Raw genomic sequence first — 13,169 nt, 5'->3', positions numbered from 1 at the left:
TTTCTAAAATGGTATAATCTCGCAAAAACAAAAGGACAGACATGAACGAACTTGAGCTAAAGATGCAAGGCAAGATAGATAGGCTAACAGATAAGACTTTTAAGCTAGATCCTAGGATCGGTGAGGGCTATTTTACGGCGAAATATTTTCTAAAAGTAAATGAGATAATTAAGCAAAACCTGCCTGATCAGCACGTGACGATGCAGTTTTTCCAAAGGCGCGATGATATCATGCTTTGTGGCATCGACGAGGTTTTGGCTATCATAAATAAATTTGCCAAAAACCCAAGCGAGCTTGAAATTTACGCACTTGATGATGGCGATATCATAAATGCAAACGAGCCAGTTTTAAAGATAAGCGGCAAGTATGAAAATTTCGGCTTTTTAGAAAACGTGATCGACGCGACGCTTACTAGAAGAAGCTGCGTGGCGACAAACTCCAGAGACGTGATAAAAGCGGCAAATGGAAAGGACGTCTTTAGCATGGCAGACAGACAAGATGACATCTGCACGCAGCCAGGCGACGGCTATGCATCATTTGTAGGTGGCATCAAAAAGGTCGCCACAGACGCTCAGGGCGAGCTTACAGGGCTAAAAGGTGGTGGCACTATGCCTCACGCGCTCATTCAAATGTGCGGCGGAGACGTGGTGAAGGCTTGCCAAATTTACGCTAAAACCTTTGAAAACGAGCAGATCACGGCCTTGGTTGATTACAACAATGACGTGATAACAGACGCTTTAAAGGCTGCAAATGCCCTAAAAGAGAGGCTTGGCGCGGTTAGAGTTGATACTAGTAAAAATTTGATAGATAGGTATTTTGATGGCAAAGATACGAGTAAATTTGACCCACATGGCGTTTGCAAGGAGCTTATATTTGCCCTAAGAGAGGCGCTTGATAAAGCTGGCTTTAAGCACGTTAAGATCGTAGTTAGCTCAGGTTTTAATCCGCAAAAAATGAGCGAATTTGAGAAATTTAACACCCCAGTTGATATTTACGGTGTGGGAAGCTATCTTGTTAAAAATGATATTTGTGGCTTTACAGGCGATCTAGTCGAGCTAAACGGCAAAAGTGAAGCTAAATTTGGCAGGAAAAATTTCGCTTCAGATAGACTAAAAAGAGTTAAATTTTAGGAGAAAAGATGAAATTTATAAAAATTTTAGTGTTTTTATCGCTTTTGCTGACCGCTTGCGCCGCTGCAAACTACGCTAACGCCTTTGAAAAAGTTGGTATCCTTGAAGACGGCGTTTACCGCTTTAGCCAAAACGGTGCAGGGCTCAAAAAAGACCTGCTCGTAAAGGTGATCTCGGTGCAAAACTTAGAGAGCTCACGCAAAAAGATCATCTCCATGCTAAATATCCCAAAAAAGTCTAAAATAAATGACTTTAAATCAAGCGACACAGGCGTTATAGTCTGGCCATTTTATGAGTTTGAGGATAAATTTATAACAACGATCATCGTTGAGCGCGTAAAAAAAGAGCTTGATGATCAAAAGCTAATTAAAATGCTCGATCTTAAGCATCCTTACTACTCGACCTTTTCTTCGCGTAACAAGGGCAAAAATGACGCCATAGACGTGAAATACGTGCTAAATTTCAAAGAGGCAAAGCTGGTAAAATCGTTTCAAAACCACCCTTAAAACTTTATTTTAAATAAATTTCATTAAAATGGCGTAATCAAAAAAAGGATCATCTTTGCATAATCTAAAAACCATAAACGTCGCTCACTCGCCTGATGCTGACGATATTTTCATGTATGCCGCGGTCAAATTTGGCTGGGTTAGCAGTAAAAATTTAGCCTTTACATCAAAGGCGCTTGATATAGAAACGCTAAACGAAGAGGCACTAAAAGGCACTTATGAGGCAACGGCGATCAGCTTTGCACTCTATCCTAAAATTTGCGATGAATTTGCACTTTTACGCTGTGCGGTGAGCTTTGGTAATGGATATGGCCCAAAGCTTATCAAGCTAAAAGGCAAGCAGCTAAAGCGAAATTTCAAGGTCGCACTATCTGGTAAAAACACGACAAATGCTCTGCTCTTTCGCATAGCCTACCCAGAGGCAAGGATCGTTTATAAAAATTTCTTAGAGATCGAAAATGCCGTGCTTAGCGGCGAAGTCGATGCTGGCGTGCTTATACATGAAAGTATCTTAAATTTCTCTGACAAGCTCTGCGTCGAGCGTGAAATTTGGGACATCTGGAGCGAGCTAAACGGCGAAAATTTACCGCTTCCACTTGGTGGCATGGCGCTTAGACGAAGCCTGCCGATAACTGACGCCATCGAGTGCGAAAGAGTGCTTAGCGAGGCCGTTAGGATCGCCACTTCGCACAAGCCATTTTTATCTCACATGCTAATGGAGCGAAATCTCATCAGAGTTGGCAAAGACGAGCTTAAAGCGTATCTAAATTTATATGCAAATGACGAGTCTATAAGCATGAACGAAACGCAGCTAAAAGCGCTAAATAAGCTCTATCAAATAGGCTTTGAAAAAGGCTTTTTTGAAAAGCCAATCGACATAAACGACTACTTAATCCCAACTGAATACAACGAAGTAAGGTTTAGCTGATGCAAAGCACGCTTGTCTCACTTGGAGTTGAAACCTTTAAGATCGCCCTTTATATCAGCCTTCCGATGCTGCTAAGCGGCCTAATAGCAGGTCTTATCATCTCCATTTTTCAAGCGACCACGCAGATAAACGAAACCACGCTAAGCTTCGTGCCAAAGATCTTGCTAGTCGTCGTTGTCATCATATTTTTAATGCCTTGGATGATCTCGATGATGGTTGAATTTACCACTCGCATGCTTGATTTTATACCGGAATTTATCCAGTGACGAGGCTTGTTGATTTTTCTAAATTTACCTCGGTTAGGATAGGTGGCGTGCATGAAATTTTCGAGGTTGATAGCCTTGAAGATCTAAGCTCGCCTCACTTTTTAGGCGCTGTGATGATAGGCGGAGGCAATAACCTTCTTATCTCGCCAAATCCCCCAAAAATGGCAATGCTTGGCAAGAGCTTTGACTATATAAATTTAGAACGCTTCGGTGAAAAAATCCACCTTGAGATAGGTGCAGCGACAAAATCAGCCAAAATTTATAACTTCTGCAAGCAAAACAATATAGCCAACCTTGAGTTTTTAAAAAATATCCCTGGCACGCTTGGCGGACTTATCAAGATGAACGCTGGGCTGCTTAAATTTAGCATAAGCGACAACCTCACGCATGTGCATCTGGCTCGTGGCTGGGTGAGCAAAGATGAGATAAGCTTTAGCTACCGCCACAGCGGTATAGATGAGGCCATTTTGGGGGCTAAATTTGAGCTTCAAAGTGGTTTTGACGCGAACATATCTGAAGCTATAAGCGCAAAAAGGGCAAATCAACCAAAAGGAGCTAGCTTTGGCAGCTGTTTTGTAAATCCTGAAGGCCTTTTTGCAGGGGCATTGATTGAAGCAGTTGGACTAAAGGGGTATGCGATCGGCGGAGCAAAATTTAGCGAAGAGCACGCAAATTTTTTGATAAATTTTAACCACGCAAGCTTTGAAGACGCCACAAATCTTATAAATTTAGCAAAAGCTAGGGTTTTAGAGAAATTTGGCATAGAGCTTAAGACTGAAGTTTGCATTTTATAAGGATGATGATGAGTGAGTTTTTAAGCGAAGTTTTTACCCTTTCACTTTTGTTTATAGCTATCGGCTTTTACGCTATTTATAGGGCTAAAAAGGCACAAAGCGAGCACGAGAAAAATATGGCTGATTATGATAAAAATCTGCTAAATTTTGCTCAAATTTTAGGTGTGAAAAACTATATCGACCTGATTAAATTTGATGAAATTTTAGCCCAGGCCTTAAAAGAAAAACTAATTTTTAAATTTAATAAATCTACTACCAAAGAGGAATTTATCTCTTTTATAAAAGATGAAAATTTCAAAACCAAACCCCAAATTTCACAAAATCATATCGATGAAGCTTTTTTAAATCTTTGCGCAAGCTCGCTTATAGAGCCACTAAAGCTAGCGATACTAAAAAATGAAGATCAAATTTATGGATTTTTGTTTGAAAAAGAGCAGCTTTTTGCTCTCATTGATAGCGCTGCACTGCTTGGCGAAAATATTATAATTTGCGAGTAAATCAAGTAAAATTCATCTCTTTTTAGATAAAATCAAGCCAAATTTCAACTATAAGGTAAAAAATGGCAAAAGAAAAAGATAGTGACAAAAAGATAGCTATCCCAGAGAGCGAAGCGGACAAGAAAAAGGCGCTTGAGCTTGCGCTAAAGCAGATCGATAAAGCTTTTGGCAAAGGCACGCTTTTAAGACTTGGTGACAAAGAGGTTGAGGCTATCGAGTCGATACCGACTGGCTCGCTAGGGCTTGATCTGGCTCTTGGCATAGGTGGCGTCCCAAAAGGCAGGATCATCGAGATCTACGGACCAGAGAGCTCTGGTAAGACCACGCTCACACTTCACATCATCGCTGAAGCGCAAAAAGCTGGCGGAATTTGTGCATTTGTCGATGCAGAGCACGCACTAGACGTAAAATACGCTTCAAATTTAGGCGTAAATACCGACAACCTTTACGTCTCTCAGCCAGACTTTGGCGAGCAGGCACTTGAGATCGTTGAAACGCTTGCAAGAAGTGGCGCAGTCGATCTTATCGTAGTTGATAGCGTTGCTGCACTTACTCCAAAGAGCGAGATAGATGGCGACATGGGCGATCAGCACGTTGGCCTTCAGGCAAGACTTATGAGTCAGGCGCTTAGAAAGCTAACTGGAATTTTAAGCAAGATGAAGACAACTGTTATCTTCATCAACCAAATTCGTATGAAGATCGGTATGATGGGATATGGCACGCCAGAGACCACAACTGGCGGTAATGCACTTAAATTTTACTCATCTGTAAGAATAGACGTAAGAAAGATAGCTACACTTAAACAAAACGATGAGCCTATCGGCAACCGCACAAAAGCAAAAGTCGTTAAAAACAAGGTGGCACCTCCATTTAAAGTGGCTGAATTTGACATCATGTTTGGCGAGGGTGTGAGCAAAGAGGGCGAGATCATCGACTATGGCGTAAAGCTCGACATCATCGACAAATCAGGTGCGTGGTTTAGCTACAAGGCCGAAAAACTAGGTCAAGGCAGAGAAAACGCCAAAGCCTACCTAAAAGAGCACCCAGAAATTTCTGACGAGATAGTAGCGGCGATCAAAGGCTCAATGGGGATTGATCACCTAATAAGCAGCGGCGCAAAAGACGAAGACGACGACACAAACGAAGCAGGAGATGAATAATGGTATTTATTGAAGATGTAGAAGCTCACGAGGTTTTAGACAGCAGAGGCAACCCAACAGTTCGTGCGACAGTTAGACTAAGCGACGGAACTGAGGCAAGCGCGATCGTACCAAGCGGCGCAAGCACTGGTAAGCGCGAGGCGCTCGAGCTTCGCGACAAAGACGAGAGATATGCTGGCAAAGGCGTTTTAAAGGCTGTTTCAAACGTAAATGAAAAGATCGCAGAAGCAGTGATAGGACTTGATGCTTACAACCAAAAAGCAGTCGATGCGGAGATGCTTGAGCTTGATGGCACGCACAACTACTCAAATTTAGGCGCAAACGCAGTCCTTGGCGTATCTATGGCGGTAGCTCGCGCAGCCGCAAAGAGCCTAAATATCCCGCTTTATCGCTACCTTGGCGGTGCAAACGCTAGCATCTTGCCAGTGCCGATGTTTAACATCATAAATGGCGGCGCGCACGCAAACAACAGCGTTGATTTTCAAGAATTTATGATCATGCCATTTGGCTTTAGCACATTTAGCGAGGCACTAAGAGCTGCAACTGAAATTTACCACAAGCTAAAATCTATCCTAAACGCAGCTGGACACAGCACAGCTGTCGGCGATGAGGGCGGCTTTGCTCCAAATTTAAAAGACAACGAAGAGCCACTAAAGCTCATCTCACAAGCTGTAAAAGAGGCTGGATATGAGCTAGGCAGCCAGATAAAACTTGCCCTTGACGTCGCTTCAAGCGAGCTTTATAAAGACGGCAAATACGAGCTTGAAGGCAAGAAATTTAGCAGCGACGAGCTCATTAGCTACTATGAAAAACTTTGCGAAAAATATCCGATATTCTCTATCGAAGATGGCCTTAGCGAGGATGACTGGAGTGGCTGGGCTGAGCTTACAAAAAGGCTTGGCAGCAAGGTGCAGCTAGTTGGCGACGACCTTTTTGTTACAAATGAGAAAATTTTACGCGAGGGCATCGAGAAAAATATCGCAAACGCTATCTTGATCAAGCCAAATCAAATAGGCTCAGTCACGCAAACTATGCAAACTGTCCGCCTTGCGCAAAGAAACGGCTACCGCTGCATAATGAGCCACAGAAGTGGCGAGAGCGAAGATGCGTTTATCGCTGACTTTGCGGTCGCACTAAACACTGGCGAGATAAAGACAGGTGCCACTTCAAGAAGCGAGCGCAACGCGAAATACAACCGCTTGCTTGAGATCGAGCTTGAGGCGGGTGAGTTTTTAGGGGATAATATTTGAGCGAAATTTTAGATGAATATGGCAAAGAAGATGGCATATTTCATAAAATCATAAAATTTGTTCGGCCGACATTACGCTACGTCATAGCCACCATTTGCGTGGCTATGTTTGCCTTTTACGTGGGCAACATGATGTTTGGCAAACGCTCACTTGACGTGATGCTAAGCCTTCAGAGCAAAAAAGAGAGGCTTAGCGAAGACGTGGAAATTTTAAAAAAGATGAATGCACGTCTGCAAAAAGACTATTTTGAATTACAAGGCCTTGAGCCAGACTCTAATAAAAAGTAGGAACGATGAAGAAAATTTGGTTAGTTTTATCTATCTTGACTGCGAGCTTATGCGCCAGAGAAAACCCATTTATGCCTATTAGCGAGCTAAACACAAGCGTTATGACGACAAACGTCGTAGAAAAATATGACAGCTTCAACTCGCTCTCGTTTAAATTTCCAAGCGATGCGATGCTACTACTTGATGTCACCATAAGATATAGAGCAAATGACGGCAGCATAAAAGAAAAAAGACTAACTGATATAAACAAAACTATCGACTGGAACGATGAATTTGCCATAAGCAAGATGAAAAATCCAGAACCAGTCGCAGCTAAAAAACTAGACGTTTCTGTCACGATGGCGGAGGTGCCAGCTCAAAAGGTGAGCACGCCGGTGATAATAGAAAAAAATGAGACTAAAATTTCAAACAAAGATAGAAATAAAACCTCAGACGTACCAACTCCAAACGTCGTAGTGATCGACCTTGGCACAAAAAAAACAAAAGAGCCAGCTAAGCCTGAGCAAAAGGTAGTCGAAATAAAAATTGAGCCTACTACAAAGCCTGTTCAAGAGACAAAAAGCAGCGAAAAAGAGGTTAAATTCTTGGGATTTGTGAGCTTTTTAGCGCATGAAAAAGAGCTAAATATCATCACAAAAGCTAAAAATTTAAAACACTTTGCCTATGAAAAAAACAAGATCGTGCTTGACTTTGCAAAACCCCCAAGAAGCTTTAAAACTAGAAATTTAAAGCTTGAAAACGAGACATTTAAAAACGTCATAATCGGCTGGCACGACAAGTATTTCAGAGTGGTTTTAGAGCTTGACAAGATGCATAAATATAAGCTTGAAACCGCTGAAAATGGATATGTGCTTAAGCTTTTATAGTTTTTATATTTAAATTTAAGCCTGCTATTTTTAAATTTTTCTTGGTCGTAACCAAAAAAGCTGACACTAGTGCAAGAAGCTTTTAGGCATGCTAGCCTAAATACCTCGCGATTTACACGCACTTTGATAGTGACAAGCTAAAACTCGCCGCCAAAGTGGCTGAGGATCTAGCGAACTAGGGCACTCAAAGATAGAGCAAACTAGCAATACTATTTAACCCATACAAATTTTAAAACGCTGTTTGAAAGACCAGCTGGCACGCTTCAGATGATATTAAATTTAAAACATTAAATTTAACTATGAAGCTCTATAAATATGTGAGAATTTTTAGCTTGCAAGCAGCCTAAGAGCTTGCCCTGCATATAAATTTACACCGCAAGACAAAAGCTCTCACAAAAATAAAATTTGGCAAGCAAATTTTACTCTGCTCGCCAAATTTATATCAAACTAGCCTATCTTTCTTATCTTTGCAGGAAGTGCTTGTCTAGCGCAAGTACCAACCAACCAGTCATTTAGGCTAAATTCGCCATTTCTTCTAAGGGGTTTTGTTTTTGCAAAATGTATTAAATTTTGAGAATTTTTGTAGCACTTTGCAAGTAAAATTTGAAGTTAATTTTAGAGAGAAAAAGATAGAAATTTAGCTTCTATCTTTTTTAAATTTATGCTTTGCGGTTTAGCATATAAAGGCGGATGACTTGCTCGGCAGTCATCTTTAAATTTCTAATGGCATTATCTTTTCGCATGGCTTCTTCAAGGCTCATTGGCTCATTTAGTATGCAAAAATAGGCATCTATGCCGTGCTTGTGGCAGTCTTTAGCGCACCTTTGCACGCTTCCAGCAAGCGCGATGACTGGCTTATGATGCCTCTTAGCTAGCTTTGCCACGCCTGTTGGGGTCTTGCCCATGGTGCTTTGAAAGTCCATGCGACCCTCGCCAGTGATGACAAGATCAGCCTTTTTGATCTCATCTTCAAGTGCTATTGTCTGCGTGATGATCTCGATGCCAGGCTTGAGCTTCGCGCCCAAAAATGCCACAAAAGCAAAGCCAAGTCCGCCAGCTGCTCCAGCGCCCTTTTGCGTGTGAAATTTGGTGCCATTTTTCTCTTTTACAAGGCTTGCAAAGTGCTTTAGCCCATCATCTAGCTGCTTTACCATGCGGCCATTTGCGCCCTTTTGTGGGGCATAGACGTAGGCTGCGCCCTTTTGTCCGTAAAGTGGATTATCCACGTCACAGGCGATTAAAAATTCGCACTCTTTTAGCTCTTTTAGCGCCTCTTCATCTGAAAAGTCGCAAATTTGAGCCAAATCCTCGCCTTTGCCCTCAAGCAAAGCGCCATTTTTATCATAAAATTTAAACCCTAAAGCGCTTAGCATACCTGTGCCAGCGTCATTTGTCGCACTTCCACCAATACCTATGATAAATTTCCTAGCACCCTTGCTAATGGCATCTTTTATCATCTGACCAAAGCCAAATGTGCTAGTTTTCATAGGATTTCTCTCATCAGGATTTATGAGAGTAAGTCCTGAAGCACTTGACATCTCAAGTATGGCAAGGTCGTCTTTTAGAGCATATCTAGCTAGAATTTCAGTGCCAAGTGGGTTTTTTACAATGGTATCTATAAATTTAGCATCAAGTGCGTCAGCCATAGCCTCCACGCTACCCTCACCGCCGTCAGCCACTGGCTTTACGACAACGTCACAAAAATCTTCAAGGGCTTCTTTTATAGCAAGGCCCGCTTCAAGCGAACTTAGCGAGCCTTTTAATGAATCTATCGCAACCAAAATTCTCATAAAAGCACCAAAGATAGTATATAAACGCTGATCATACCAACAACGCCCATGATAAATGTCATCGCCGTTTGTGTGCGATATCCTTGATCTGCGGTCATCTTACTAAAGTTTGTCACGACCCAGAAGTAGCTGTCGTTTGCGTGAGATACGCACATCGCACCTGATGCTATCGCCATGACACAAAGTGCTGCTGAAATTTCGCTCGTAAAGCCAAGTGTATGCATGAGCGAGTTGTCAGCGCTAAATGCGCCCATGATAGAGGCTGTCGTGATGATAGCCACAGTCGAGCTTCCTTGAGCGGTTTTTAGCACGGCTGAGATGATGAATGGGAAGAAAATTCCTATCGCTTTTATAGTTGAGGCATTTTCTTTTATGAAATTTACAAAGCCTGCCTCGGTGATGACGTTGCCCAAAACGCCGCCAGCTGCGGTGATAAAAAGTATTGGACCTGCAATCTTTAATGATTCGTTTGTAATGTGGTCAAATTCTCTCATCTTTTTAGTTTCAGCTAGTAAAAATACGCAAAAGATAACGCCGATCGCAAGGGCGATGATAGGATTACCTAAAAATAAAAATATCTTTGGTAAGAGTGCAGCTTTATCAAGCATGCCTTGTTTTGCCAAAACATCGATCACAGAGCCAACCGCCATGAAGATGATAGGCATGATGATAGGTGCAATGCTTAAAAATCCGCTAGGTAATTTGCCAAATTTATTTAAAAGCTCCTCGTAGCTAGCTGTTATCGTAGCGTCAGCCTCTTTATCGCTAATAGTTACGCTTTTAGCGATGCTTTTTGAAAAGAAATAAACAGCTACCAAAACAGGCACTGAAACTACTGTACCCATAATGATGACAAGAAGTAAATTCCCTCCAAGGCCAAGTGTGCCAGCAGCGGCTATCGGGCCAGGAGTTGGTGGGATGAAGACGTGAGAAGCGTATAGACCGCCACTAAGTGCTACTGACATCGCAACTGGACTTGCTGAAATTTTCTTATAAAGTGCCTCGCGGATAGAGTTTAACACGACAAAACCGCTATCGCAAAATACCGGTATGCCTACAACCCAGCCCATTATAAGCATGGCAAGCTCAGGGCGTCTTTGTCCGACTAGCTTTACGACCATGTCAGCTAGCTTTAGCGCAGCTCCCGTTTTTTCAAGAACTGTGCCGATGATCGTTCCAAAGATGATGACGATACCGATACTCTTAAACGTGCCACTAAAACCAACGCCTATCATCGCTGGGATCTTGGATAGATCGATACCTGCGACAATGGCAAGCACCAAAGATATACTCATAAGTGCCAAAAATGGATGCACCTTGAACTTTGAGATCATAAGGATCATAAGGATGATTGCTATAACAAAACAGACAATCAAAGCTATACCGCTCATGAAAACTCCTTTATTGTGAGATTTTGCTAGTGATTTTAGCAAAATTTGCTTATATTTTTTCTAATATTTTTAAGTTTTTCTATTAGTTAAATTTTTTTCATTATTTTTCTGAAATTTGCATCATCTACCCAAATTTAGCCACTTTATAAGATTAAATTTTTAAGGCTATTTTAAAATAACAAAGCCAAGACCGACCTTATCTGTGTGCCTGTTGTAGTCTATCAAGCTCTCGCCATATCCAGTGAAATACTGCAAATAGCCATAAATGCCGGTTGAAAATATCGGAAACATATATGAAATTTCAGCTGCACCTTTATTTGTTTTATCAAAATGTAAGTTATTTCTTAGCATTAGGCTAAAGATGTGGTCGTTTAGGTTGTAGCTAAGCCTTACGTCGCCGTGTCCGATGTAGTTTAAAATTTCTTTGTTGTCGTTCTTTTCGCCGATCACGCTCCAAACTCTTGGCGAGATGGTTAAATTTCCATAGACGAGATCACCTTGCACGTAGGCTCTGTTCCAGCTCCTTGAGTTGGTGCCATCTCGTCCATTTGACTCATGCAAAAGTCCAAATTTTAGGTTCTTCACGCCTATTTGCTCTAGGTATTTTGGAGAGGCGAAATTTAAGAAAATTTCAGGCTGATAGTTTGTCTCACGAAACGGAGCTGAGGTTTTTGTTATCTGCCACCAAGAGGTTTGCGTATAAGCAGCCACGAGGCTCTCTCTAAGTCCAAAAACATCGTAAAATAGCGGCTTTGCAAGGCTTATTTGAAACTTCGTCTCAACGCTCTTTCGTCCGTCATCTGGGATATTTTTAGCGTAAGCTACTGGCAAAAGGTAGTTAAACTTATAAAGCTCGATGCCAAGTGCGTTTTGTAAATTTTTATCGCTTTGATCTCTTAAAAGATCAGCCTGCTTTAGCTTCGCGTCACTTGGTGCTGGCTCGCTTGCTTGCACATTTTGCGCCACTTCTTGCTCGCCTAAAGAGCTTTTGGCTAGCTCTTTATAAATTTGCATCGCACCCTTTATATCGCCACTTTGCTCAAGCTCCTGCGCCCTTTTAAAATCATCCGTCCTGCCAGCCATCAAAAATGTAAGGCCAAGGCTTAAAAGCAATATAAATTTACTCATTTTTCATCTTTTCATTTGCTATTTTGTACTCGTCTGGGAAATTTACGTTAAAAAACTGCTCTTTATCCTCAAAATTTACTATCTTACACTTGCAGTTTTTTCGTAAAAGTCCGATTTTATGCTCATTTTTTTGGTAAAGCTCGCGCGCAAGTAGGGCTAAGCTTGGGTTAAAAAAGCCACAAAGCGAGTGTATATGCTCATTATCGCCAGCCACGACCATCTCAAATTCATCTTTAAATTTAGCCAGCTCGCCAAGACTTTTTGGATCAAAAAATGGCATATCAGCTGGGATGATAAAGACGCTGTGATCAAAGCTTTTTAGCACGCAGTAGAGCGCTAACATCGGCGAATACTCCTCACTGCTCTCATCTTTTATGAGCCTTAGTGGCGGGTTAAATTTCTCAAATTTAGAGCTTACAAAAACCTCATCAAAGACTTTGCTAAATTTAGCGACCTGATAGTGCGTAAGTGTTTCAAAGCCCCCAAATGGCAACAAGGTCTTATCCTGACCCATGCGCGAGCTCTTGCCACCTGCTAAAATGACGCAAGTTTGCATCTTTTATCCTTTTAAATTTCAAAAAATTACAAAAGTATAACCAAATTTTCTAACTCATCTTGTTTTAAATTTATTATCACTTTACAAAACTTTGCCCTTAAATTTGCAAAAAGAGCGCTTTTGCCAAAACAATGGGCTACCTTCTGGCAGATAAAATTAATTTTTTTACCACGCTAATCATAAAGCTAAGAATAATATAATGGCTTACTTTTAAAGGAGATCACATGAGTGAAAGAAATTTACAAATTTTAGGTTGGATAGGCACGTGCTTATCGGTTGTTATGTACTTTTCATACATCCCACAAATAATGGGCAACCTTGATGGCCATAAAACGCCTTTTATACAGCCATTAGCTGCTGCGATAAACTGCACGATATGGACAAGCTACGGCCTACTAAAAGCTAAAAAAGACTATCCACTTTCAGCTGCAAACTTGCCAGGTATAATCTTTGGACTTTTGGCAACTATAACAGCGTTTTAATGCTAAAAATAGCCGGTAAATTTGTAAATTTATCGGTTAAATTTAATTTATGCAAAATACTTTAGAATTTCTTTGATTATATAAAAGAACCTAGAGTGGCAAGATTTTGAGATAGATTTGGATGTTGTGACGAAATTT

At 41.3% G+C, this 13,169-nt stretch carries 15 protein-coding genes and 1 pseudogene; 12 read left to right on the top strand and 4 right to left on the bottom strand.

Features of this window, described 5'->3' with window-relative positions; all coding sequences use genetic code 11:
* Window positions 1-41: 41 nt before the first annotated feature.
* The 11 genes and pseudogenes from CVS81_RS00265 to CVS81_RS09925 form a co-directional block, all read left to right on the top strand.
* Window positions 42-1,130, top strand: coding sequence for a nicotinate phosphoribosyltransferase (locus CVS81_RS00265; RefSeq protein WP_107964703.1), 1,089 nt, complete (start codon window positions 42-44; stop codon window positions 1,128-1,130).
* A gap of 8 nt (window positions 1,131-1,138) precedes the next feature.
* On the top strand, window positions 1,139-1,636 hold the full coding sequence (locus tag CVS81_RS00260) for a chemotaxis protein (RefSeq protein ID WP_107964702.1): 498 nt from the start codon (window positions 1,139-1,141) through the stop codon (window positions 1,634-1,636).
* A 55-nt stretch (window positions 1,637-1,691) separates the two neighbouring features.
* Window positions 1,692-2,564, top strand: a complete 873-nt coding sequence (locus tag CVS81_RS00255) for a menaquinone biosynthesis family protein (protein ID WP_107964701.1) — start codon at window positions 1,692-1,694, stop codon at window positions 2,562-2,564.
* The gene (gene fliQ / locus CVS81_RS00250; RefSeq protein ID WP_223154231.1) at window positions 2,561-2,830 is read left to right on the top strand and encodes a flagellar biosynthesis protein FliQ; all 270 of its coding nucleotides are present in this window, start codon (window positions 2,561-2,563) and stop codon (window positions 2,828-2,830) included. The genes CVS81_RS00255 and fliQ overlap by 4 nt, the downstream gene beginning before the upstream one ends.
* The gene (locus CVS81_RS00245) at window positions 2,827-3,624 is read left to right on the top strand and encodes a UDP-N-acetylmuramate dehydrogenase (RefSeq protein ID WP_107964700.1); all 798 of its coding nucleotides are present in this window, start codon (window positions 2,827-2,829) and stop codon (window positions 3,622-3,624) included. Before fliQ ends, CVS81_RS00245 begins: the two co-directional genes overlap by 4 nt.
* Window positions 3,625-3,632: 8 nt before the next feature.
* A complete protein-coding gene (locus CVS81_RS00240; protein WP_107964699.1) occupies window positions 3,633-4,121 on the top strand; it encodes an addiction module antitoxin in 489 nt (162 codons plus the stop codon).
* 62 nt (window positions 4,122-4,183) lie between these two features.
* Window positions 4,184-5,281: a recombinase RecA gene (gene recA / locus CVS81_RS00235; protein WP_021085361.1), complete on the top strand. Its 1,098-nt coding sequence runs from the start codon at window positions 4,184-4,186 to the stop codon at window positions 5,279-5,281.
* Entirely contained in the window at window positions 5,281-6,531 is a 1,251-nt protein-coding gene (eno, locus tag CVS81_RS00230) for a phosphopyruvate hydratase (protein WP_002940828.1), read from the top strand. The genes recA and eno overlap by 1 nt, the downstream gene beginning before the upstream one ends.
* A 104-nt stretch (window positions 6,532-6,635) precedes the next feature.
* The gene (locus tag CVS81_RS10135) at window positions 6,636-6,818 is read left to right on the top strand and encodes a hypothetical protein (protein WP_178140078.1); all 183 of its coding nucleotides are present in this window, start codon (window positions 6,636-6,638) and stop codon (window positions 6,816-6,818) included.
* 5 nt (window positions 6,819-6,823) lie between these two features.
* The gene (locus CVS81_RS00220) at window positions 6,824-7,684 is read left to right on the top strand and encodes an AMIN domain-containing protein (protein WP_107964698.1); all 861 of its coding nucleotides are present in this window, start codon (window positions 6,824-6,826) and stop codon (window positions 7,682-7,684) included.
* A 54-nt stretch (window positions 7,685-7,738) separates the two neighbouring features.
* Window positions 7,739-7,863, top strand: a pseudogene (locus CVS81_RS09925) (integrase); the annotation flags it as partial.
* A 480-nt stretch (window positions 7,864-8,343) separates the two neighbouring features.
* Here the strand turns inward: CVS81_RS09925 and CVS81_RS00210 are convergent.
* The 4 genes from CVS81_RS00210 to CVS81_RS00195 all read right to left on the bottom strand — a co-directional run bounded on the left by CVS81_RS00210 (window position 8,344) and on the right by CVS81_RS00195 (window position 12,549).
* Window positions 8,344-9,474, bottom strand: coding sequence for a glycerate kinase (locus CVS81_RS00210; RefSeq protein WP_107964697.1), 1,131 nt, complete (start codon window positions 9,472-9,474; stop codon window positions 8,344-8,346).
* Window positions 9,471-10,865, bottom strand: coding sequence for a GntP family permease (locus CVS81_RS00205; protein WP_107964696.1), 1,395 nt, complete (start codon window positions 10,863-10,865; stop codon window positions 9,471-9,473). The genes CVS81_RS00210 and CVS81_RS00205 overlap by 4 nt, the downstream gene beginning before the upstream one ends.
* A 165-nt stretch (window positions 10,866-11,030) precedes the next feature.
* Window positions 11,031-11,993, bottom strand: a complete 963-nt coding sequence (locus CVS81_RS00200; protein WP_107964695.1) for a phospholipase A — start codon at window positions 11,991-11,993, stop codon at window positions 11,031-11,033.
* The gene (locus tag CVS81_RS00195; protein ID WP_107964694.1) at window positions 11,986-12,549 is read right to left on the bottom strand and encodes a molybdenum cofactor guanylyltransferase; all 564 of its coding nucleotides are present in this window, start codon (window positions 12,547-12,549) and stop codon (window positions 11,986-11,988) included. The genes CVS81_RS00200 and CVS81_RS00195 overlap by 8 nt, the downstream gene beginning before the upstream one ends.
* Before the next feature lie 224 nt (window positions 12,550-12,773).
* Here CVS81_RS00195 and CVS81_RS00190 point away from each other — a divergent pair, with 224 nt between their 5' ends.
* Window positions 12,774-13,031 (top strand): SemiSWEET family transporter, encoded by a 258-nt coding sequence (locus CVS81_RS00190; RefSeq protein WP_087583541.1) that lies wholly within the window; start codon window positions 12,774-12,776, stop codon window positions 13,029-13,031.
* Window positions 13,032-13,169: the final 138 nt, after the last annotated feature.

The sequence above is a fragment of the Campylobacter concisus genome, from assembly GCF_003049065.1.
GTDB lineage: Bacteria > Campylobacterota > Campylobacteria > Campylobacterales > Campylobacteraceae > Campylobacter_A > Campylobacter_A concisus_BE.
The sequence above is the reverse complement of the archived record's forward strand: the minus strand, read 5'-3'. Positions and strand labels throughout refer to the sequence as shown.

Bases quoted from the DNA above. Each gene is read 5' to 3' on its own strand.
- CVS81_RS10135 (WP_178140078.1), top strand. From the start codon at position 6,636: ATGTTTGCCTTTTACGTGGGCAACATGATGTTTGGCAAACGCTCACTT.
- CVS81_RS00260 (WP_107964702.1), top strand. From the start codon at position 1,139: ATGAAATTTATAAAAATTTTAGTGTTTTTATCGCTTTTGCTGACCGCT.
- CVS81_RS00190 (WP_087583541.1), top strand. From the start codon at position 12,774: ATGAGTGAAAGAAATTTACAAATTTTAGGTTGGATAGGCACGTGCTTA.
- CVS81_RS00265 (WP_107964703.1), top strand. From the start codon at position 42: ATGAACGAACTTGAGCTAAAGATGCAAGGCAAGATAGATAGGCTAACA.
- CVS81_RS00210 (WP_107964697.1), bottom strand. From the start codon at position 9,474: ATGAGAATTTTGGTTGCGATAGATTCATTAAAAGGCTCGCTAAGTTCG.
- CVS81_RS00200 (WP_107964695.1), bottom strand. From the start codon at position 11,993: ATGAGTAAATTTATATTGCTTTTAAGCCTTGGCCTTACATTTTTGATG.
- CVS81_RS00205 (WP_107964696.1), bottom strand. From the start codon at position 10,865: ATGAGCGGTATAGCTTTGATTGTCTGTTTTGTTATAGCAATCATCCTT.
- CVS81_RS00195 (WP_107964694.1), bottom strand. From the start codon at position 12,549: ATGCAAACTTGCGTCATTTTAGCAGGTGGCAAGAGCTCGCGCATGGGT.
- CVS81_RS00220 (WP_107964698.1), top strand. From the start codon at position 6,824: ATGAAGAAAATTTGGTTAGTTTTATCTATCTTGACTGCGAGCTTATGC.
- recA (WP_021085361.1), top strand. From the start codon at position 4,184: ATGGCAAAAGAAAAAGATAGTGACAAAAAGATAGCTATCCCAGAGAGC.
- eno (WP_002940828.1), top strand. From the start codon at position 5,281: ATGGTATTTATTGAAGATGTAGAAGCTCACGAGGTTTTAGACAGCAGA.
- CVS81_RS00240 (WP_107964699.1), top strand. From the start codon at position 3,633: ATGAGTGAGTTTTTAAGCGAAGTTTTTACCCTTTCACTTTTGTTTATA.